At 62.0% G+C, this 22282-nt stretch carries 17 protein-coding genes; 8 read left to right on the top strand and 9 right to left on the bottom strand.

Annotation, left to right across the window (positions count from 1 at the left end):
• Positions 1-16 precede the first annotated feature (16 nt).
• From carB to kefC, 3 genes are all read left to right on the top strand, one after another.
• Entirely contained in the window at positions 17-3241 is a 3225-nt protein-coding gene (carB, locus tag ACSBQQ_RS15225) for a carbamoyl-phosphate synthase large subunit (protein ID WP_060428667.1), read from the top strand.
• A 176-nt stretch (positions 3242-3417) separates the two neighbouring features.
• Positions 3418-3975, top strand: a complete 558-nt coding sequence (kefF, locus tag ACSBQQ_RS15220; protein WP_033637069.1) for a glutathione-regulated potassium-efflux system oxidoreductase KefF — start codon at positions 3418-3420, stop codon at positions 3973-3975.
• Entirely contained in the window at positions 3968-5821 is a 1854-nt protein-coding gene (kefC, locus tag ACSBQQ_RS15215; RefSeq protein WP_033637070.1) for a glutathione-regulated potassium-efflux system protein KefC, read from the top strand. Before kefF ends, kefC begins: the two co-directional genes overlap by 8 nt.
• 35 nt (positions 5822-5856) lie before the next feature.
• On the opposite strand, the gene ACSBQQ_RS15210 is transcribed toward kefC, so the two are convergent.
• Entirely contained in the window at positions 5857-6471 is a 615-nt protein-coding gene (locus ACSBQQ_RS15210) for a LysE family translocator (RefSeq protein WP_015376619.1), read from the bottom strand.
• Between the two features lie 127 nt (positions 6472-6598).
• Between ACSBQQ_RS15210 and ACSBQQ_RS15205 the strand changes: the two genes are divergently transcribed.
• From ACSBQQ_RS15205 to ACSBQQ_RS15190, 4 genes are all read left to right on the top strand, one after another.
• On the top strand, positions 6599-7399 hold the full coding sequence (locus tag ACSBQQ_RS15205) for a threonine/serine ThrE exporter family protein (RefSeq protein WP_049196024.1): 801 nt from the start codon (positions 6599-6601) through the stop codon (positions 7397-7399).
• Positions 7396-7860 (top strand): threonine/serine exporter, encoded by a 465-nt coding sequence (locus ACSBQQ_RS15200; RefSeq protein WP_033637072.1) that lies wholly within the window; start codon positions 7396-7398, stop codon positions 7858-7860. The genes ACSBQQ_RS15205 and ACSBQQ_RS15200 overlap by 4 nt, the downstream gene beginning before the upstream one ends.
• Positions 7861-8003: 143 nt before the next feature.
• Complete coding sequence (gene folA / locus ACSBQQ_RS15195; protein WP_033637073.1) at positions 8004-8486, top strand: type 3 dihydrofolate reductase; 483 nt, start codon at positions 8004-8006, stop codon at positions 8484-8486.
• Positions 8487-8666: 180 nt separating this feature from the next.
• Positions 8667-10556 (top strand): PhoX family protein, encoded by a 1890-nt coding sequence (locus ACSBQQ_RS15190; protein WP_033649169.1) that lies wholly within the window; start codon positions 8667-8669, stop codon positions 10554-10556.
• A 44-nt stretch (positions 10557-10600) separates the two neighbouring features.
• Here the strand turns inward: ACSBQQ_RS15190 and apaH are convergent, their stop codons facing one another.
• From apaH to lptD, 6 genes are all read right to left on the bottom strand, one after another.
• A complete protein-coding gene (apaH, locus tag ACSBQQ_RS15185; protein ID WP_033637075.1) occupies positions 10601-11452 on the bottom strand; it encodes a bis(5'-nucleosyl)-tetraphosphatase (symmetrical) ApaH in 852 nt (283 codons plus the stop codon).
• A 2-nt stretch (positions 11453-11454) separates the two neighbouring features.
• A complete protein-coding gene (gene apaG / locus ACSBQQ_RS15180) occupies positions 11455-11832 on the bottom strand; it encodes a Co2+/Mg2+ efflux protein ApaG (RefSeq protein WP_016929119.1) in 378 nt (125 codons plus the stop codon).
• A 12-nt stretch (positions 11833-11844) separates the two neighbouring features.
• On the bottom strand, positions 11845-12663 hold the full coding sequence (rsmA, locus tag ACSBQQ_RS15175) for a 16S rRNA (adenine(1518)-N(6)/adenine(1519)-N(6))-dimethyltransferase RsmA (RefSeq protein WP_033637076.1): 819 nt from the start codon (positions 12661-12663) through the stop codon (positions 11845-11847).
• Positions 12656-13648, bottom strand: coding sequence for a 4-hydroxythreonine-4-phosphate dehydrogenase PdxA (pdxA, locus tag ACSBQQ_RS15170; protein WP_039568960.1), 993 nt, complete (start codon positions 13646-13648; stop codon positions 12656-12658). Before pdxA ends, rsmA begins: the two co-directional genes overlap by 8 nt.
• On the bottom strand, positions 13635-14936 hold the full coding sequence (gene surA / locus ACSBQQ_RS15165) for a peptidylprolyl isomerase SurA (RefSeq protein ID WP_033637077.1): 1302 nt from the start codon (positions 14934-14936) through the stop codon (positions 13635-13637). Before surA ends, pdxA begins: the two co-directional genes overlap by 14 nt.
• A gap of 65 nt (positions 14937-15001) precedes the next feature.
• Positions 15002-17362, bottom strand: a complete 2361-nt coding sequence (lptD, locus tag ACSBQQ_RS15160; RefSeq protein WP_033649173.1) for an LPS assembly protein LptD — start codon at positions 17360-17362, stop codon at positions 15002-15004.
• 227 nt (positions 17363-17589) lie between these two features.
• Here lptD and djlA point away from each other — a divergent pair, with 227 nt between their 5' ends.
• Complete coding sequence (gene djlA, locus ACSBQQ_RS15155; RefSeq protein WP_033637079.1) at positions 17590-18411, top strand: co-chaperone DjlA; 822 nt, start codon at positions 17590-17592, stop codon at positions 18409-18411.
• A gap of 142 nt (positions 18412-18553) precedes the next feature.
• Here the strand turns inward: djlA and rluA are convergent, their stop codons facing one another.
• Positions 18554-19204: a bifunctional tRNA pseudouridine(32) synthase/23S rRNA pseudouridine(746) synthase RluA gene (gene rluA, locus ACSBQQ_RS15150; protein WP_033637080.1), complete on the bottom strand. Its 651-nt coding sequence runs from the start codon at positions 19202-19204 to the stop codon at positions 18554-18556.
• Between the two features lie 57 nt (positions 19205-19261).
• Positions 19262-22168 carry an RNA polymerase-associated protein RapA gene (rapA, locus tag ACSBQQ_RS15145; RefSeq protein WP_060428665.1) on the bottom strand — a complete coding sequence of 969 codons (2907 nt, stop codon included), beginning with the start codon at positions 22166-22168 and terminating at the stop codon, positions 19262-19264.
• Between the last annotated feature and the right edge of the window lie 114 nt (positions 22169-22282).

Raw genomic sequence — 22282 nt, 5'->3', positions numbered from 1 at the left:
CAGGAGCAGTAAAAAAATGCCAAAACGTACAGACATAAAAAGCATCCTGATCCTCGGCGCTGGCCCGATCGTTATCGGCCAGGCGTGTGAGTTCGACTACTCGGGTGCCCAGGCGTGTAAAGCGCTGCGCGAAGAGGGTTACCGCGTCATTCTGGTCAACTCCAACCCGGCGACCATCATGACCGACCCGGAAATGGCCGACGCGACCTACATCGAGCCGATCCACTGGGAAGTGGTGCGCAAGATCATCGAAAAAGAGCGCCCGGATGCGGTGCTGCCGACCATGGGCGGCCAGACGGCGCTGAACTGCGCGCTGGAGCTGGAGCGTCAGGGCGTGCTGGCCGAGTTCGGCGTGACCATGATCGGCGCCACCGCCGATGCGATCGACAAGGCCGAAGACCGTCGCCGTTTCGACGTGGCGATGAAGAAAATCGGTCTGGATACCGCGCGTTCCGGCATTGCGCACACCATGGAAGAAGCGCTGGCGGTCGCCGCTGACGTCGGCTTCCCGTGCATCATCCGCCCTTCCTTTACCATGGGCGGCACCGGCGGCGGCATCGCCTACAACCGCGAAGAGTTCGAAGAGATCTGCGAACGTGGCCTGGATCTGTCGCCGACCAACGAGCTGCTGATCGATGAATCGCTGATCGGTTGGAAAGAATACGAGATGGAGGTAGTGCGCGATAAGAACGACAACTGCATCATCGTCTGCTCCATCGAAAACTTCGACGCCATGGGCATCCACACCGGCGACTCGATCACCGTCGCACCGGCGCAGACCCTGACCGACAAGGAATACCAAATCATGCGCAACGCCTCGATGGCGGTGCTGCGTGAGATCGGCGTGGAAACCGGCGGCTCCAACGTGCAGTTCTCGGTCAACCCGAAAACCGGCCGCCTGATCGTTATCGAAATGAACCCGCGCGTGTCGCGCTCTTCGGCGCTGGCGTCGAAAGCCACCGGCTTCCCTATCGCCAAGATCGCCGCCAAGCTGGCGGTGGGTTACACCCTCGATGAGCTGATGAACGACATCACCGGCGGCCGCACCCCGGCATCGTTCGAACCGTCCATCGACTACGTCGTGACCAAGATCCCGCGCTTCAACTTCGAGAAGTTCGCCGGCGCCAACGACCGTCTGACCACCCAGATGAAATCGGTCGGCGAAGTGATGGCCATCGGCCGCACCCAGCAGGAGTCGCTGCAAAAAGCGCTGCGCGGCCTGGAAGTGGGCGCCACCGGCTTCGACCCGAAAGTGAGCCTGGACGATCCGGAAGCGCTGACCAAAATCCGCCGCGAGCTGAAAGACGCCGGCTCTGACCGCATCTGGTACATCGCCGACGCCTTCCGCGCCGGTCTGTCGGTTGACGGCGTCTTCAACCTGACCAACATCGACCGCTGGTTCCTGGTGCAGATTGAAGAGCTGGTGCGCCTGGAAGAGCAGGTGGCCGATGCGGGCATCAACGGCCTGAACAAAGCGTTCCTGCGTACCCTGAAGCGCAAGGGCTTCGCCGACGCGCGTCTGGCCAAGCTGGCCGGCGTCGCCGAGAGCGAAATTCGCAAGCTGCGCCACAGCCACGGCCTGCATCCGGTGTACAAGCGCGTGGATACCTGCGCGGCGGAATTCGCCACCGACACCGCCTACATGTACTCCACCTATGAAGAAGAGTGCGAGTCCAACCCGACCAACGACCGGCCGAAAGTGATGGTGCTGGGCGGCGGGCCGAACCGTATCGGCCAGGGCATCGAGTTCGACTACTGCTGCGTGCACGCCTCGCTGGCGCTGCGCGAAGACGGCTACGAGACCATCATGGTCAACTGCAACCCGGAAACCGTCTCCACCGACTACGACACCTCCGACCGTCTGTATTTCGAGCCGGTAACGCTGGAAGACGTGCTGGAAATCGTGCGCATCGAGAAGCCGAAGGGCGTGATCGTGCAGTACGGCGGCCAGACCCCGCTGAAGCTGGCGCGTGAGCTGGAAGCCGCGGGCGTGCCGATCATCGGCACCAGCCCGGACGCCATCGACCGCGCCGAAGACCGCGAGCGCTTCCAGCAGGCGGTTAACCGTCTGGGCCTGAAGCAGCCGGCCAACGCCACCGTCACCGCCATCGAGCAGGCGGTGGAGAAGGCGGCGGGCATCGGCTATCCGCTGGTGGTGCGCCCTTCCTACGTGCTGGGCGGCCGGGCGATGGAAATCGTCTATGACGAAACCGACCTGCGCCGTTACTTCCAGACTGCGGTCAGCGTGTCCAACGATGCGCCGGTGCTGCTGGACCGCTTCCTGGACGACGCGGTGGAAGTGGACGTCGACGCCATCTGCGACGGCGAGCGCGTGCTGATTGGCGGCATCATGGAGCACATCGAGCAGGCGGGCGTGCACTCCGGCGACTCCGCATGTTCGCTGCCGGCGTACACTCTGAGCCAGGAAATTCAGGACGTGATGCGTCGCCAGGTGGAAAAACTGGCGTTCGAGCTGCAGGTACGCGGCCTGATGAACGTGCAGTTCGCGGTGAAAGACAACGAAGTCTACCTGATTGAAGTCAACCCGCGCGCCGCGCGCACCGTGCCGTTCGTCTCCAAAGCGACCGGCGTGCCGTTGGCCAAGGTGGCCGCGCGCGTGATGGCGGGCAAAACGCTGGTCGAGCAGGGCGTGACCGAAGAAATTATCCCGCCGTACTACTCGGTGAAAGAAGTGGTGCTGCCGTTCAACAAATTCCCGGGCGTCGACCCGATTCTGGGGCCGGAAATGCGCTCTACCGGGGAAGTGATGGGCGTGGGCCGCACCTTTGCGGAAGCCTTCTCCAAAGCGATGCTGGGCAGCAACTCGGGCATGAAGAAACAGGGCCGCGCGCTGCTGTCGGTGCGTGAAGGCGACAAGGCTCGCGTGGTCGATTTGGCCGCCAGCCTGCTGAAGCAAGGCTTCGAGCTGGACGCCACCCACGGCACCGCGGTGGTGCTGGGCGAAGCGGGCATCAACCCGCGCCTGGTCAACAAGGTGCACGAAGGGCGTCCGCACATTCAGGACCGTATCAAAAACGGCGAGTACACCTACATCGTCAACACCACGGCCGGTCGTCAGGCGATTGAGGACTCCAAGCTGATTCGCCGCAGCGCCCTGCAGTACAAGGTGCACTACGACACCACGTTGAACGGCGGCTTCGCCACCGCGATGGCGCTGAAAGCGGATCCGACCGAGCAGGTGACGTCGGTGCAGGAAATGCACGCGCGCATCGGCAAGTAACCGCGCGATAACACTACGCCAGGGGCGCTGCAGTTCAATGCAGCGCCCTTTTTTTATTCAGCGAATTTGTCGGCAGGCGTTAAAAATTTCCGCTATCAATCAGTGGCCAAACTGTCACCCTGTGTGATTGGTATATGCTTGGTGTATTGGCAAGGAACGAAGGAACGACGATAACAATGATTCTGATAATTTACGCTCACCCGTATCCCCGGCATTCGCATGCCAATCAGCGCCTGCTGCAGGCGGTGAGGGATCTCCCCGAGGTAGAGGTGCGCTCGCTGTATGAGCTGTACCCCGATTTCAATATCGATATCAACGCCGAGCAGCGGGCGCTGGAGCGCGCCGACCTGGTAGTGCTGCAGCATCCGATGCAGTGGTACAGCTTCCCGCCGCTGTTGAAGCTGTGGATCGACAAAGTGCTGGAGCACGGCTGGGCCTACGGCCACGACGGCAACGCGCTGGTGGGTAAAGACTGCCTGTGGGCGGTGACCAGCGGCGGCGACGAGCACCACTTCGAGCTGGGCGACTTTCCCAACTTCGCTGCGCTGGCGCAGCCGCTGCAGGCCACGGCGATCTACTGCGGCATGAACTGGCAACCCTATTTTGCCGTACATAATACTTTTACCTGCAACGAACCGGCGCTGCTCGCCGCCGGCGAAGCCTACCGGCAGCGGTTGGTCGACTATCTGATGGAACATGCCGAAGCGGAAACTCGGGAGGCCAGCCATGGATAATCACCACATGATGATCGAGGGGCTGATCTACCTCGGCTCCGCCGCGCTGTTCGTGCCGATCGCGGTGCGTCTGGGGCTGGGCTCGGTGCTCGGCTACCTGATCGCCGGCTGCATCATTGGCCCCTGGGGGCTGAAGCTGGTGTCGGACGCCGAGTCGATCCTGACCTTCGCCGAGATCGGCGTGGTGCTGATGCTGTTTATCATCGGCCTGGAGCTGGATCCCAAGCGGCTGTGGACGCTGCGCGCCTCGGTGTTCGGCGGCGGCAGCATTCAGATGGTGGGCTGCGGCCTGGCGTTGAGCGCCTTCTGTTACTTCCTCGGCCTCAACTGGAAGGTGGCGCTGCTGATCGGCCTGACGCTGGCCCTCTCATCCACCGCCATTGCCATGCAGGCGATGAGCGAACGCAATTTGACGCCGTCGCCGATCGGCCGCAGCGCGTTTGCGGTGCTGCTGTTCCAGGATATCGCGGCGATCCCGCTGGTGGCGATGATCCCGCTGCTGGCCAGCAGCGGCGCCACCACCACGCTGGGCGCTTTCGTGCTGTCGGCGGCCAAGGTGGTGGGCGCGTTGACGATGGTGGTGCTGCTCGGCCGCTACGTCACCCGCCCGCTGCTGCACTTCGTCGCCCGTTCGGGCATGCGCGAGGTGTTCAGCGCCGTGGCGCTGTTCCTGGTGTTCGGCTTCGGCATCCTGCTGGAGATGGCCGGGCTGTCGATGGCGATGGGGGCGTTCCTCGCCGGGGTGCTGCTGGCGAGCTCGGAATACCGCCACGCGCTGGAGAGCGATATTCAGCCGTTCAAAGGGCTGCTGCTGGGGCTGTTCTTTATCGGCGTCGGCATGTCGATCGACTTCGGCACGCTGTTCCATCACCCGCTGCTGATCGCCTCGCTGCTGCTGGGCTTTATGCTGATCAAGGCGGCGCTGCTGTGGCTGATTGGGCCGCTGCTCGGCGTGCCGAAGCGCCAGCGCGGCCTGTTTGCCATTCTGCTGGGGCAGGGCAGTGAATTCGCCTTCGTGATCTTCAGCGCCGCGCAGCTGGCCGGCGTACTGCCGGTCGAATGGGCCAAGTCGCTGACGCTGGCGGTGGCGCTGTCGATGGCGGCCACGCCGCTGCTGTTGGTGATCGCCGCGCAGCTGGAGAAAAATGCGCCGAAAGAGGAGCGCCCGGCGGACGTCATCGACGACGAAAATGCCAGCGTGATCATCGCCGGCTTCGGCCGTTTCGGCCAGATCGCCGGCCGCTTGCTGCTGGCCAACGGCGTACACACCGTGGTGCTGGATCACGATCCGGACCATATCGAAACGCTGCGCAAATTCGACACCAAGGTGTTCTACGGCGACGCCACGCGCGCCGATCTGCTGGAGGCCGCTGGCGCCGCCCACGCCAAGGTGCTGATCAACGCCATCGATGACGTGGAAGACAGCCTGGCGCTAACCGAGCTGGCCAGGCAGCACTTCCCGCATCTGAAGGTGGTGGCACGGGCGCGCGACGTCGATCACTGGTATCAGCTGCGGCAGCTAGGGGTGGAAAAACCGGAGCGCGAAACCTTCGAAAGCTCGCTGCGCGTCGGCCGTGAAACGCTGGAGCTGCTGGGGCTGGACGCCTATGAGGCGCGCGAGAAGGCGGACACGTTCCGCCGCTATAACCTGAAGATGCTGGAAGACACGCTGGAGAATTATCAGGACACCGAGTTCCGCATCGCCAGCCTGCAGCGGGCCAAGGAGATGCTCAGCGCGGCCATCGAGCAGGATCAGAATCGGCTGGCGCGGGTGCAGCAGACCGGCTGGCGCGGCAGTATCGACGGCAAGGCGCCGGAGGACGAGGTGGTGGAAGCCAAAGGATAAGAGTAGGGGCGCCAGATCGGCGCCCCTTCTTTTGCTTAGCTCAGCGCGACCTTGATGCCCAAGGCGATCAGCATGCCGCCCAGCAGCTTGTCGACGATCTTCTGGGTCTTTTCCAACCCGCGGCGCACCGGCCCGCTCTGGATCAGGAACACCAGCAGCGGCCACCAGATAACCGACAGGCCGAGAATAATCCCCGCGTACCACAGCTTGTCGCCCAGACCGGAATCGATCTGCAGCACCTGGGTGAACACCGCCAGGAAGAACAGGGTGGCCTTCGGGTTCAGCAGGTTGCACAGGTAGCCTTGCGCAAAGGCGCTCTTCAGGCTGACCTGCTGCTGCGGCAGATTGCTGACGTTCATCTTGCCGCCGCCGCGCGAAAGCAGCGCCTGGATGCCGATCCACACCAGATAGACCGCCCCGGCGTATTTCAGCAGGTTAAACAGCCACGGCGTGGTGGTGATCACCACCGCCAGCCCGGCGACGCAGTAGGACATGTGGGTGGCGACGCCGCAGATCACGCCGAAGGCGGTCATCATGGCGGCCAGCCGCGGATAGCGGGCGGCATTTTTGATCACCAGGAAAAAATCCGGGCCGGGGGAGAGCATGCCGAGGGCGGCAATGCCGGCGACGAACAGTGAAGTTTCAAGCATGGGAGCGTCTCGCGCAAAAGACAGAGTTCTGGCGATAATAACGCCGCTTCCTCTGATGCGCATCAACCCAATGAGGTATTGTTAGGCTCTATGATAATAATTCATCTACCGCCAGCAACGGAGCACCATGCAGCAGACTAACGCCACAGACCGGCCGGAGCCGCACCGGCAACAGCGTGAAATTACCCGCCTGTGCATTCAATGCGCGCTGCTGCTGTTGCAGCACGGCGCCGAGAGTACGGTGGTGGAACAGCTGTCGACCCGCCTGGGGCTGGCGCTGGGGATGGACAGCGTGGAAAGCTCGATCTCCGCCAATGCGGTGGTGTTGACCACCCTCAGCCAAGGCGCCTGTCTGACCACCACCCGCAAGAACGTCGATCGCGGCATCAATATGCAGGTGGTGACCGAAGTGCAGCATATCGTGATCCTCGCCGAGCATCGCCTGGCGGATGCGCACGACGTGGCGCGCCGCTTTGACAGGATCCGGCCGCTGCGTTACCCGCGCTGGCTGGTGGTGCTGATGGTGGGGTTGTCCTGCGGGTGTTTCAGCATGCTCAACGGCGGCGGCGGCGATGCTTTCCTGGTGACCTTTATCGCCAGCGGCGCGGCGATGCTGGTGCGCCAAATCCTCACCGCCCGCCATATGAATCCGCTGATCAATTTTTGCCTGACGGCGTTTGTCGCTACGTCGATCTCCGGACTGCTGCTGCGCCTGCCGGCGTTTAAAGACACCTCGAGCGTGGCGATGGCCGCCAGCGTGCTGTTGCTGGTGCCGGGCTTCCCGCTGATCAACGCGGTGGCAGACATGTTCAAGGGGCACGTCAATACCGGGCTGGCGCGTTGGGCGATGGCCAGCCTGCTGACGTTGGCGACCTGCATCGGGGTGGTGATGGCGATGTCGCTGTGGGATCTGCGGGGGTGGTCATGAGTCTGCTGTGGGCCTTGTTGCAGGAGATGCTGTTGGCGGCGGTGCCGGCGCTGGGCTTCGCCATGGTGTTCAACGTGCCGCTGCGCGCGCTGCGCTATTGCGCGTTGCTCGGGGCTATCGGGCGCGGCTCGCGCATGCTGATGATGCACGGCGGCATGAACATCGAGTGGGCCTCGCTGCTGGCGGCGATCCTGATCGGTATCATCGGCATCTACTGGTCGCGCTGGCTGCTGGCGCATCCGAAGGTGTTCACCGTGGCGGCGGTGATCCCGATGTTCCCCGGCATTTCCGCCTATACCGCGATGATAACGGTGGTGGAGATCTCGCATCTGGGCTACAGCGAAGCCCTGATGGAGACCATGATCACCAACTTCCTCAAGGCCAGTTTTATCGTTGGCGCATTGTCGATCGGCCTGTCGTTGCCGGGCCTGTGGCTGTACCGCAAACGCCCCGGCGTGTGAAATGACCTGGCGGGAGATCGTTGGTTATTAGATATACTGATAAGAGCTATCTTATATATTCATCTTGCTTGATTAGCCTATCGACGGCACTCAGGCCTTTACGTATAGTGTCACCAATTTTGCTGCCTACACAGGGTTAAACAATGATTATCAGCCTGATCGCTGCCTTGGCGGCGGATCGCGTTATTGGCATGGAAAACGCCATGCCGTGGCACCTGCCGGCGGACCTTGCGTGGTTTAAACGCAACACGTTGAATAAGCCGGTTATTATGGGCCGCAAGACCTTCGAGTCCATCGGCCGCCCGCTGCCGGGCCGCCACAATATCGTTTTGAGCAGCCGCCCGGGCAATGCCGCCGGGGTGACCTGGGTGACCTCGCTGGATGAAGCGCTGGCCGCCGCGGGCGAGGTGGAAGAAGTGATGGTGATCGGCGGTGGGCGCATCTATACCCAGCTGCTGCCGCGCGCCGATCGCCTGTACCTGACGCACATCGACGCCGAAGTCGGCGGTGATACCCACTTCCCGGATTACGAGCCGGACGAGTGGGAAACCACGTTCAGCGAATTCCACGACGCCGACGATCTGAACTCGCACAGCTACTGCTTCGAAATCCTGCAGCGCCGCTGATTTAAGCGCGTTAGCCAACTCTCCCCGGGGGCGCAAGCAATTGCGCCCCCGGCCTTTTTGCGTCCGTCGTTTGTAACCTTTCCGTCACATTACCTGATTAGTATGAAGCCCAACTCCGAGCGCCATGGCAACTCTGGTGAATCTTGACCGCGGCGCCATAACTAAAAAGGTAACCACGCTATGACCAAGCAAATTGAGCAATTAGACGCCGACCGCCTGATCGATCCCACTCGCCGCAAACTGCTGCTCGGCAGCGCCGGCGCCGTCGGCCTGGCCGGTTTTCTCGGCGGCGGCATCTGGTCGGTCTCCAGTGAGGCGTTGGCCGAGGATCTGCCGCCGAACAAGCTGTTGGGTTTTCAGGGCATCGCCGCGTCTACCGCCGATGAGGTGACCATCGCGCCGGGCTACCGCGCCGAGGTGCTGATCTCCTGGGGCGAGCCGCTGGTAGACGGCGCGCCGGCCTTCGATCCGCAGGGCAACAACAGCGCCGCCGATCAGGAAAAACAGTTCGGCGACAATAACGACGGCATGAGCTTCTTCCCGATCGATGACAATCACGGCGTGATGGCCATCAATAACGAATACGTTAACGAGCAGTACCTGTTCGCCCACGGCGGCGCCAAGGCCACCAGCCTGGAAGAGGTGCGCAAATCGCAGGCGGCGCACGGCGTCTCCATCGTGGCGGTAAAGCGCGTCGGCGACGGCCAGCGCTGGGAGGTGGAGCGCCCGTCGCGCTATAACCGCCGCATCACCGCCAATACCGAAATGCAGTTCAGCGGCCCGGCCGCCGGGCACCCGCTGCTGCAGACCACCCCCGATCCGAGCGGGCGCAAGGTGCTGGGCACTTTCGGCAACTGCGCCAACGGCAAGACGCCGTGGGGCACCTACCTGACCTGCGAAGAAAACTTCGATACCTACTTCGGCACTCATCAGGCTGATTACAAAACCACGCCGGAACAGAAACGCTACACGCTGAAGGCCAGCGAACCGGAGCGCAACTGGCCGGACTATGACGAGCGCTTCGACGTGGCGAAGAACCCCAACGAATTCAACCGCCACGGCTGGATCGTCGAGATCGATCCGCTGAATCCGACCTCGACGCCCATCAAGCACACCGCGCTGGGCCGCTTCAAGCACGAGAACGCGGCGGTGACCGTGGCCAAAGATGGCCGTTTGGTGGTGTACATGGGGGACGACGAGCGCGGTGAACATATCTATAAGTACGTTTCCAAAGGCGTGGTCGACGCCGCCAATCCGGCCAACAATCGCACGCTGCTGGACGAAGGGACGCTGTACGTGGCGCAGTTCGACGGCGATGAGGCCGGCACGCCGCTGAAGGGCAAAGGGCGCTGGATTGCGCTCGAGTTCGGCAAGAACGGCCTGACGCCGGAGAACGGCTTCCGCGATGAGGCCGAAGTGCTGATCTTCGCCCGCAAGGCGGCGCAGCAGGTCGGCGCCACCAAAATGGATCGCCCGGAGTGGATCGCGGTGAACCCGCATGACGGCCGCGCGTACTGCACGTTGACCAACAACAGCAAGCGCGGCGAGGAAGGGATGCCGCTGAACGCCGCCAACCCGCGGCCGAACAATATCTATGGCCAGATCATTCGCTGGGACGAGGGCGGCGACGCCACCGCCGGCACCTTCGCCTGGGACATCTATGCGCTGTGCGGCAATCCGATCGCCCATCCGGAAGGCGTCAACCGCGGCACGCCGAACATCACGGCGGAAAATACCTTCAACAGCCCGGATGGGCTGGGCTTCGATCGCGCCGGCCGTCTGTGGATCCTCACCGACGGCAAGTATAGCAACAAGGGCGATTACGCCGGGCAGGGCAACAACCAGATGCTGGTGGGCGATCCGATCAGCGGCGAAATTCGCCGTTTCATGGTGGGGCCGAAGTCCTGCGAACTGACCGGCATCACCTTCACCCCGGACTACAAGACGATGTTCGTCAACGTGCAGCATCCGGGAGAAGAGGGCGATTCGCACTTCCCAAACAACAGCCTGCGCCCGCGTTCATCGGTGTTGATGATCACGCGTGAAGATGGCGGGGTGATTGGGGCGTAAGGCGGTAAAGAGAGCAAAGGCGGCCTAGGGCCGCCTTGATGTTTTCAGAACGCGGCCAGCCTGCCGGCGTGGTCGGGCGCCTCACCGCGGTTAGCGGGCTGCGTGAAGTAACGGCGGTCTTCCCAGCGTAGCATCGTCAGATCGCCGCCCCAGCAGCAGCCTGTGTCCAGCCCGATCACGCCTTCCGGCGTGCCCTTGCCTTCCAGCGAGGCCCAGTGGCCGAAGACGATGGTGTATTCCGGATCCACCAGGCGCGGCAGCTCGAACCACGGTTTCAGCGGCGCGGGTGCGGTGCCCGGCGCATCTTTGCAGATCATGTCGAGCTGGCCGTTGGGGAAGCAATAACGCATGCGCGTCAGCGCATTGGTGCTGAAACGCAGACGCGCCAGGCCGCTCAGCTCCGGCGTCCAGTTGTTCGGCATATCGCCGTACATGGCGTCGAGGAACAGCGGGTAGCTGTCGCTGCTTAATACCGCTTCCACTTCGCGCGCGCACATTTTCGCGGTGTCGATATCCCACTGCGGGGTGATGCCGGCGTGCGCCATCACCAGCTTTTGCTCATCATCCACCTGCAGCACCGGTTGGCGGCGCAGCCAGTTGATCAGCTCGTCGGCGTCCGGCGCCTCCAACAGCGGGGTGATGCGATCTTTGGGTTTGTTGCGGCTGATGCCGGCGTAAACCGCCAGCAGGTGCAGATCGTGGTTGCCCAGCACCATGCGCACCGCCGGGCCGAGCGAGCGCACGAAGCGCAGCACGTCCAGCGAGGCGGGGCCGCGCGCCACCAGATCGCCGGTCAGCCACAGTTGATCGCGCTCGGGATCGAAAGCAACCTGAGCCAGCAGCGACTTCAGTTCATCGAAACAGCCGTGAACGTCGCCGATAAGGTATGTCGACATAATTAATGGATCAGCGTTGGAATGGCTAAGCGAAACACGGGAATAGCGGTGCGGAACGGCTGACCCTGGTGGTCAACCATTTCGTAATGGCCTTCCATGGTGCCCAGCGGCGTTTCCAGAATGGCGCCGCTGGTGTACTGAAACTCTCCGCCGGGCGGAATGACGGGCTGTTCGCCGATCACGCCTTCGCCCTGAACTTCGGTTTGGCGGCCGTTGCTGTTGGTGATCAGCCAGTAACGGCCCAGCAGCTGCACGTCGGTCCGCCCCAGATTGCGGATGGTGATGGTATAGGCGAAGACGTAACGCTCTTCTTCAGGGATCGACTGTGATTCCACATAGATGCTCTGAACCTGAATACACACGCGGGGCGAATCAATCATGACAACAACTCCTTATTGCTGCGGCGCCGGATTGGCTGACAGCCAGTTCGCCAGCTTGCAGTACTGCGCCACAGAAATATTTTCTGCTCTGAGCGAAGGATCGACGCCCAGCTCCGTCAGCTGCTCCGGCGTGAACAGGTCGCCCAGGCTGTTGCGGATGGTTTTCCGCCGCTGGTTGAACGCCTGCGTGGTGATGCGGCTCAGCATGCGCACGTCGCCCACCGGATTCGGCAGCACGCTGTGCGGCACCAGACGCACCACGGCGGAATCGACCTTCGGCGGCGGCGCGAACGCGGTCGGCGGCACTTCCAGCACCGGAATGACGTTGCAGTAGTACTGCGCCATCACGGTCAAACGCCCGTAGGCCTTGCTGTTCGGACCGGCCACCAGACGGTTGACCACCTCTTTTTGCAACATAAAGTGCATGTCGCGGATTGCCTGAGTATAGCTGAAAAGGTGGAACATCAGCGGCGTCGAAATATTGTACGGCAGGTTACCAAATACGCGCAGCGGTTGGCCAGCTTCCTCGGCCAGTTCGGCGAAATTCACCGTCATGGCGTCCTGCTGGTGGATGGTCAACTTGTCTTTCAGCCGCGGGTGGTTCTCCAGCCGGGTGGCCAGATCGCGGTCCAGTTCGATCACCGTCATGCGGTCCATGCGCGCGCCGACCGGCTCGGTCAAGGCGCCGAGGCCGGGGCCGATCTCGACCACCGCTTCGCCCGGCTGCGGGTGAATGGCGGAGACAATGCTATCGATGACAAACTGATCGGTTAAAAAGTTTTGTCCAAAGCGTTTGCGGGCAAAGTGCCCTTGGTGGACTCTGTTATTCATTACAATTAATTATCATTTTAATGGCGAGATTCAGGGCCGTTTGGAAACTGCCGACATCGGCGGTGCCGGTGCCGGCCAGTTCCAGAGCGGTACCGTGGTCGACCGAGGTGCGTATGAAAGGCAAACCGAGGGTGATATTCACCGCGCGGCCGAACCCTTGGTATTTTAGCACCGGCAGCCCCTGATCGTGATACATCGCCAGCACCGCATCGGCATCTTGCAGATATTTGGGCTGGAACAGGGTGTCCGCCGGCAGCGGGCCGACAAGATGGATGCCCTCAGCGCGCAGCGCGTCGAGCGCAGGGATGATGGTGTCTATCTCTTCGTGCCCCATATGGCCGCCTTCCCCGGCGTGGGGGTTCAGGCCGCAGACGTAAATGTGCGGCCGGGCGATGCCAAATTTGGTTTTCAGATCGTGGTCGAGGATGCGGATGACTTCGAACAGGCTCTGTTGCGTGATGGCGCCCGGCACCGCCAGCAGCGGCAGGTGGGTGGTCGCCAGCGCCACGCGCAGCTCTTCGGTCGCGAGCATCATCACCACGCGATCGCAGCGGCTGCGATCGGCAAAGAATTCGGTATGGCCGATAAACGGCACGCCGGCGTCGTTGATCACGCCCTTGTTCACCGGGCCGGTGATCAGCGCAGCGAATTCGCCGTTGAGGCAGCCGTCGCAGGCGCGCGCCAGGGTTTCCACCACGTAGGCACTGTTGCTGACGTTCAGCTCCCCGGCGGTGACCGGGTGAGCGAGCGGCACCGGCAGCACGGTCAGCGTGCCGGCGCGTTGCGCTTCGGCCGGTTGCTGCGGCTGGTAGTCGCGCAGCGTCAGCGGCAGGCCCAAACGCTTGGCGCGTTCAAGCAGCAGGGCCGGATCGGCGCACACCACCAGCTCAACAGGCCAATCCTGTTGCGCCAGCGCTGCCACCAAATCCGGCCCTACCCCGGCGGGTTCGCCGGGGGTAATGACGACGCGTTTATTGCTGTGCATCGCTGCCATCGAGGATCTTCACGTAAGCCTGGGCGCGCTGTTCCTGCATCCAGGTCTGCGCTTCTTCGGCGAATTTACGGTTGAACAGCATGCGGTAAGCGCGATCTTTCTGCGCGGCGTCGGTCTTATCCACCTGACGAGTGTCCAGCAGCTGAATCAGGTGCCAGCCGAAGGAAGAGTGGACCGGCGCGCTGATTTCACCCTTGCTCAGCTTCAGCAACGCATCGCGGAAGGCCGGATCGTAGATGTCCGGGGAAGCCCAGCCCAGATCGCCGCCCTGCATGGCAGAACCCGGATCCTGCGACAGCTGTTTGGCTTCGTCGGCAAACTTGGCGCGGCCGCTCTTGATCGCTTCCGCCACGGATTGCAGCTTGGCGCGCGCCTGATCGTCGGTCAGCACCACCGAAGGTTTCAGCAGGATGTGACGGGCGTGCACTTCGGTGACCGACACCGACTGGCTGGCGCCGCGGATGTCGTTCACTTTCAGGATGTGGAAGCCGACGCCGGAACGGATTGGGCCGACGACGTCGCCTTTCTTGGCGCTCACCAGACGTTCCGCGAACAGGGTCGGGATCTCTTGCAGCTTGCCCCAGCCCATGTTGCCGCCTTTCAGCGCCTGAGAATCGGCGGAGTAGGTGATCGCCAGCTTGCCGAAGTCGGCGCCGCTGTTGATCTCACCCACCAGGCGTTTGGCCAGCTCTTCGGCTTTGTCGACCTGCTGCTGCGACGGATTCTCCGGCAGCGGGATCAGGATGTGGCTGATGTTCATTTCGGTGTCGCTGCCGTTCTGCGCGCCCACCTGCTTGGCCAGCGCGTCCACTTCCTGCGGCAGGATGGTGACGCGACGGCGCACTTCGTTGTTACGCACTTCGGAGATCAGCATCTCTTTGCGGATCTGCGAACGGTAGGTGTTGTAGTTCAACCCTTCGTACGACAGGCGGCTGCGCAGCTGATCGACGCTCATCTTGTTTTGCGCGGCGATGTTGGCGATCGCCTTGTCCAGATCGGCGTCGGACACGGTGATGCCCATTTTCTTGGCCATCTGCAGCTGGATGTTATCCATGATCAGGCGTTCGATGATCTGATGGCGCAGCGTCTTGTCGTCCGGCAATTGCTGGCCGGCCTGCTGGGCGTTGAGCTTCACGGACTGCAACAGACCGTTGACGTCGCTTTCGAGTACCACGCCGTTATCCACGACGGCGGCGACTTTATCCACTTCTTGGGGTGCTGCGAACGCGGCATTGGCGCAAACTACCAATCCGAGAATAAGCGTTCTCCAGTTCTTCATACATTTCCCATTATGTAATCCGCAAATGCGGGTGAAAGTTCTCGTTTTCAAAGTGTTGCAAAGCGTCAGAATGCGCGCTGATACGGCAGAATGCCGGAGCGCAGCATTTCTGCGGAGCCGAGACTATGATCGCTGCTCAGGCCGCGCAGTTCGACGTTGAACGAAACTCTGTTGTCGTAAACGCTGGTATTGTTGCTGTTGTTCCAATCGGTGATCTTGCGCTCATAGCCCAGGGTCACCGCCCAGCAGCAGGTGTTGTACTTCAGCCCCACCAGCTGATCGGCGGATTGCTTGGCGCGGGTGTCGTAGTAATACGCCCCGACCACCGCCCAACGATCGGCGATCGGCCAGCTGCCGGTGATGCCCACCTGCGAGATGCCGTCCTGGAAGGCCGGAACCGTTTTGGTGTTCAACGCCGTCTGGATGTATTCCGGCGTGGCGTAACGGTAGTTCAACTGCACCACGCGCTCGGCGTCCTGGCGGTATTCCACCACGCCGTTGCCCAGCGAGACGCTGTTCAGGCGGGTGTCGTACTGCAGGCCGCCGCGCAGGCCCCAACGATCGTCGATTTTCCAATAGGTATCGCCGGCCCAGGCCACGCTGCCGGTATCGTCGTTGTTGTCGTACCCTGTTACCTGATCGCCGGTGCGCGAACGGCTGAAGTAGTAGATTTGACCCACGGAAGCGTTAAAACGTTCAACCAGCGCGTCATCATAAATGCGGGTGGTCAAACCGGTGGAGACGCGGTTCTGCGAAGCGATGCGATCCAGGCCGCTGTAGGTGCGGTCGCGGAACAGGCCGGAGTAGTCGGTCTGCAGCAGCGTGGTGTCGTAGGTGTAGATGTTACTCTGGTCGCGGTACGGCACGTACAGGTACTGTACGCGCGGCTCCAGCGTCTGGGTGGCGCCTTCGGCCCAGATCATCGGGCGTTCGAACACCAGCTTGCCGTCGACCTTGAACTGCGGCAATACGCGGTTGACCGAATCATCAAGCTCCGGTGCAACGGCGCCTTTGCGGCTCTGGTAGTTGGCGGCGAAACCGTCAGGAATATCCTGCTGGTAGTGGGTCGCCATCACCTTGGCTTCGGTGTTCAGGCTGGCCCAGCCGTTGGTCAGCGGCAGGCTCAGCGTCGGCTCCATATGCAGACGGGTGGCGTCCGGGCTGTACGGGTTGACGCTGGTGAACTTGGCCGCCTGGCCGTAAATATGGAAGTCGAACGGGCCGAGGTCGTTTTTGTAGTAGTTCAGATCCAGCTGCGGCTGAACTTTATACGATTCCGACTGCGAGCGATCGGTATCGTCGTAAATCTGGAACTGCTTGGAACTCAGCGTGGCGTTCCAGTTCTCGTTGGCGTAGCCGAGGCTGAATTTCTGCGTGGCGTAGCCGTCGGTGGTGGAACCGTACTTGGAGTCCAGATCGGTGAAGTATTTGGAATCGCTGACCTTGGTGTAGTCGACGTTGAAGCGCCACACCTGATCCATGACGCCGTTGTGGTTCCAGTAGAACAGCCAGCGCTTGCTGTCGTCATGATCTTTGCCGTATTCCTTGTCGTCCGGCAACCAGTCGAACTCCATCAGGCCGAGGCCCGGCTGCACCAGATAGCGGAACTCGGTCTGCCACTGCAGGCCGCGCTTGGACATATAATGCGGCGTGATGGTGGCGTCGTAGTTCGGCGCGATGTTCCAGTAGTACGGCAACATGAACTCGAAGCCGTTGTTGCTGCCGTACTTGGCGTTCGGGATCAGGAAGCCGGAACGGCGCTTGTCGCCGACCGGCAATTGCAGGTACGGGCTGTAGAACACCGGCACGCCGCCGATGCGGAAGCGGGCGTTCCACACTTCCGCCACCTGCTCTTCGCGATCGTGGATCACTTCGGAGCCAACCACGCTCCAGCTGTCGTCGCCCGGCAGACAGGAGGTAAAGGTGCCGTTTTCCAGAATGGTGTAACGGTTGGCGCCGCGCATTTTCATCTTGTCGGCGTCGCCACGCCCCTGACGGCCTACCATTTGGTAGTCGCCTTCATAGACGTCGGTATCTTTGGTGTTCAGGTTCGACCAGGCCTTCGGGCCTTTCAGTTTGATCTGATTGTCGCTGTAGTGCACGTCGCCGGTGGCGGTAACGGTGCGCACCGGTTCCGCCTGGCCAGGGTTTTGCGTCTGGTTCAGCTCGACTTCTTTGGCGGTCAGGGTGCTGTTGCCCTGCTCGATATGCACGTTGCCGCTGAACAGGGCGCTTTTCGGATAGTCGGCGCGCGAGTCATCGGCATTGATGGTGACCGGCAGGCTGTTCGGATCGCCGCTGACCAAAGGTTTGTCGTAAACGGGAACGCCAAGCATGCATTGCTCGGCCAGATCAGCCAGCGCGTGCTGACTGTAGAGTGCCGTCCAAATCATCGTGGCCAGCAGTGTTGGGAAACTTTTTTTCATACGCGGTTTTGGTGTTCCGTCATCAGAGGCGTCATGTCCGGCAAACGGTCAGAGACTATATTACTCATCTGCGTTGCGCTAGTGCTAAATCCAGCCGTTTACTTGCGTCGTCGTTAGGCGCAAAGATAAATGACAGGTATGATAATCCAAATTCTGGGAAAAATCGCCTGCGCCCTTTCCTGAAGCGAAGGGGGCGGGCGGCTTTCGGCATGATAATTGAGGAGTATATGCAGTATTGGGGAAAACTGCTCGGCGTCATCGTCGCCATTTGGTCTGGCGCGGGATTCTGGGGTGTAGTTCTGGGGCTGATTATCGGTCATATGATCGATACGGCGCGCAGCAATAAGCGCAGCCGGGGTTTCTTCACCGACCAGCAAACGCGGCAAACGCTGTTTTTCCGCACCACTTTTCAGGTGATGGGCCACCTGACCAAATCCAAAGGACGCGTTACCGAGGCAGATATCCAGATCGCCAGCCTGTTCATGGATCGCCTGCAGCTGCACGGCGAAGCGCGCACCGCGGCGCAGCAGGCGTTCCGCGAGGGGAAACAGAGCCAGTTCCCGCTGCGTGAGACGCTGCAGCAGTTCCGCAGCATCTGTTTTGGCCGCTTCGATTTGATTCGGATGTTTCTGGAAATTCAGATTCAGGCGGCGTTCGCCGACGGCTCGCTGCACCCGAATGAACGCCAGGTGCTGTATGTCATCGCCGAAGAGCTGGGCATTTCGCATGCGCAGTTCGATCAATTTCTCAGCATGATGGAGGGCGGGCGTCAGTTCGGCGGCGGTCAGCAGGGCGGGTATTCGCAGGGCGGCTATCAGCAGGCTCAGCGCGGCCCGACGCTCGACGATGCGTGCAAGGTGCTCGGCGTGCGCAGCAGCGACGATGCCGCCACCATCAAACGCGCCTACCGCAAATTGATGAGCGAACACCATCCGGATAAGCTGGTGGCGAAGGGCTTGCCGCCGCAGATGATGGAAATGGCCAAGCAGAAAGCGCAGGAAATTCAGGCGGCGTACGATCTGATCAAACGCGAGAAAGGCTTCAAATAACGATACCCGTCATACTTCGAGCTGCAGGTGTGTTGGCTGCCTGCGCTTACCCCGGTCACGTACTTTTTGTACGCTCCCGGGGCTGCGCTTAGTTGCCGCCTTCCTGCAACTCGAATTATTTAGGGTATCCCTGAGATTAGCCTCAGAAATCCGGTTCGGCGCGAAAGTGCATCGGCGTCTGGAAGGCGGGGTGGGTGATACGCAGCTCTTGCGCATGCAGCTGCAGCCGCGGCGCCATCGCCTTGGCCTCCGGCGGGGCGTAGAAACCGTCGCCGAGGATCGGATGCCCCAGCGCCAGCATGTGCACCCGCAGCTGGTGCGAGCGGCCGGTGATCGGCGTCAGCTTCACGCGCGTGCTGCCGTCGGCGTCGCGCGACAGCACCTGATACTCCGTCTGCGCCGCTTTGCCGGTGTCAAAACACACCTTTTGCAGCGGCCGGTTCGGCCAGTCGCAGATCAGCGGCAAGTCCACCAACCCTTCGTCATGCGCCATATGCCCCCAAACGCGGGCGATATAGGATTTCTTCGGTTCGCGTTCGCGGAACTGACGCTTCAGCTCGCGCTCGGCGGCCTTGTTGAGCGCCACCACGATCACCCCGCTGGTGGCCATATCCAGCCGGTGCACCGATTCGGCGGCCGGATGATCGGCCTGAATGCGGGTCATCAGGCTGTCTTTGTTTTCCGGCGCGCGGCCGGGCACCGACAGCAAGCCGCTGGGCTTGTTGACCACCATGATGTGTTCATCCTGATACAGGATGTGCAGCGGGTCCTGCGGGGGATTGTAGGGTTCCATCTTGGCTCCGCGAAAAGGGCCGAACGGGGAGGCGGTTGCCGCCCCGCGTCGCGCCGGTTACTGGTGGGTGACCACCACCAGACGAATGGCGTCGAGACGCCAGCCGGCTTCATTGAGGTTGGCCAGCACCTGACGGCGGTTGAACTCCAGCGCTTCGACTTCGTCGTCGCGGATGTTCGGGTTGACCGCCTTCAGCGCTTCCAGACGCGCCAGCTCGGCGCTCAGCTTGTCGTCCGCCTCTTGCTTCGCCTGTTCGATAAGCGTGCGCGCCTGCACTTCCACCAGGCTTTCCGCCTGCTGCAGCATGGCGTGCACGTCTTGCTGCACGGCGTTGACCAGCTTGCTGGAGGTGTGGCGGTTGACCGCGTTCAACTGGCGGTTGAAGCTTTCGAACTCGACCTGCGCCGCCAGGTTGGTGCCCTTGCGATCCATCAGCATGCGGATCGGCGTCGGCGGCAGGAAGCGGGTCAGCTGCAGGTGCTTCGGCGCCTGAGCCTCCACCACGTACACCAGCTCAACCAACAGGGTGCCGACCGGCAACGCTTTGTTTTTCAACAGGGACACCGCGCAGCTGCCGGTATCGCCGGACAGGATCAGATCCAGGCCGTTGCGGATGATCGGGTGCTCCCAGCTGACGAACTGCGCGTCTTCGCGCGACAGCGCCCGATCGCGATCGAAGGTGACGGTGCAGCCGTCCTGCGGCAGGCCCGGGAAGTCCGGCACCAGCATATGGTCGGACGGCGTCAGCACGATCAGGTTGTCGCTGCGGTCTTCCTGGTTGATGCCGACGATGTCGAACAGGTTGAGCGCGAAGCCCACCAGATTGACGTCGTTATCCTGCTCGGCGATGGCGGCGGCCAGCGCCTGGGCTTTGTCGCCGCCGTTGGAGTGCATCTCCAGCAGGCGGTCGCGGCCCTGTTCCAGCTGCGCTTTCAACTGATCGTGCTGCTGGCGGCAGGCGTGGATGAATTCGTCAAAGCCTTCCTGTTCGGTCGGCGCGGCCAGATAACCGATCAACTGCTCGTAGCAGCTGTCGTAGATGGTGCGGCCGGTCGGGCAGGTGTGTTCGAAGGCGTCCAGCCCCTCGTGGAACCAGCGACCCAGCACCGCCTGCGCGGTGTGCTCCAGGTAAGGCACCATGATTTGGATATCGTGCATCTGGCCGATACGGTCCAGACGGCCGATACGCTGCTCCAGCAGGTCCGGGTTGAACGGCAGATCGAACATCACCAGCTGGCTGGCGAACTGGAAGTTGCGGCCTTCGGAGCCGATCTCGGAACACAGCAGCACCTGCGCGCCTTCCTCTTCGGAGGCGAAGTAGGCGGCGGCGCGGTCGCGCTCGATAATCGACAGCCCTTCGTGGAACACCGCGGCGCGGATCGCTTCACGCTCGCGCAGCACCTGCTCCAGCTGCAGCGCGGTGTCGGCCTTGGCGCAGATCACCAGCACTTTTTCGTTGCGGTTGGCCAGCAGGTAGTCCAGCAGCCACTCGACGCGCGGGTCGAAGTTCCACCAGGTGGCGTTTTCGCCCTCGAATTCCTGGTAGATCTGCTCCGGGTACAGCATGTCGCGCGCGCGCGCTTCGACGGACTTCTTGGCGCCCATGATGCCGGACACTTTGATCGCAGTCTGATACTGGGTCGGCAACGGCAACTTGATCTGGTGCAGGTTGCGGTGCGGGAAGCCCTTCACGCCGTTACGGGTGTTGCGGAACAGCACGCGGCTGGTGCCGTGGCGATCCATCAGCATGGAAACCAGCTCCTGGCGCGCCTGCTCGGCGTTGTCGCCTTCGCTGTTGGCGGCTTTGAGCAGCGGTTCGATGTCCTGCTCGTCGATCAGCTCGCCCAACAGGTTCAATTTGTCGTCGGCCAGGCGTTTACCGCTCAGCAGCAGGGTGACGGCGTCGGCCACCGGGCGGTATTTCTGCTGCTCGGCGACGAACTCGCCGTAGTCGTGGAAACGGTTTGGATCGAGCAGGCGCAGGCGCGCGAAGTGGCTCTGTTGGCCCAGCTGTTCCGGGGTGGCGGTCAGCAGCAGCACACCGGGGATATGCTCGGCCAACTGTTCGATCACCTGATATTCGCGGCTCGGCGCTTCTTCGCTCCAGGCCAGGTGGTGCGCTTCGTCGACCACCAGCAGATCCCACTGGGCGTCCGCCAGCTCTTCCAAGCGCTGCTTGTTACGGCGCACGAAGTCCAGCGAGCAGATCACCAGCTGTTCGGTTTCGAACGGGTTGCTGCTGTCGAGCTTGGCTTCGGCGTAGCGGCTGTCGTCGAACAGCGAGAAGTAGAGGTTGAAGCGGCGCATCATCTCCACCAGCCACTGGTGCTGCAACGTTTCCGGCACCACGATCAGCACGCGCTCGGCGCGGCCCGCCAGCAGCTGCTGGTGGATGATCATGCCGGCTTCGATGGTTTTGCCGAGGCCGACTTCGTCCGCCAGCAGGACGCGCGGCGCATGGCGCTGGCCGACTTCATGGGCGATGTGCAACTGGTGCGGGATCAGGCTGGCGCGCATGCCGCGCAGGCCGGCGAACGGCAGGCGATACTGCTCGCTCTGGTACTTGCGCGCGCGAAAACGCAGCGCGAAACGGTCCATGCGGTCAATTTGGCCGGCGAACAGGCGATCCTGCGGCTTGCTGAAGGTCAGCTTGCTGTCCAGCAGGACTTCGCGCATCGCCACGCCGCTCTCCTGGGTGTCCTGGCGGGTGCCGATATAGGTCAACAGACCGTTTTCCTCTTTCACCTCTTCCACCTGCAGCTGCCATCCTTCGTGGCTGCTGACGGTATCGCCCGGGTTGAACATCACGCGGGTGATCGGCGAATCGTTTCTGGCATAGAGGCGGTTTTCACCGGTGGCGGGGAAAAGCAGGGTAATCATGCGCGCGTCCAGCGCCACGACGGTGCCCAGTCCTAATTCGCTTTCCGTGTCGCTGATCCAGCGTTGACCAAGAGTAAAAGGCATATATTGTCGGCTCGATTCTTTGTAAGTAAGTCTTGTTACCGGGCGGGAAGGGCCGCGGCACCTGTACTGAACGTCTGCTATCCCGGTTTGTTTTAAATTTGACGGGCAATAGCC

It is taken from the genome of Serratia sp. G204Y, from assembly GCF_051172435.1.
Lineage (GTDB): Bacteria > Pseudomonadota > Gammaproteobacteria > Enterobacterales > Enterobacteriaceae > Serratia > Serratia sarumanii.
Note: the sequence above shows the minus strand (reverse complement) of the source record. Positions and strands in the feature narration are given on the sequence as shown.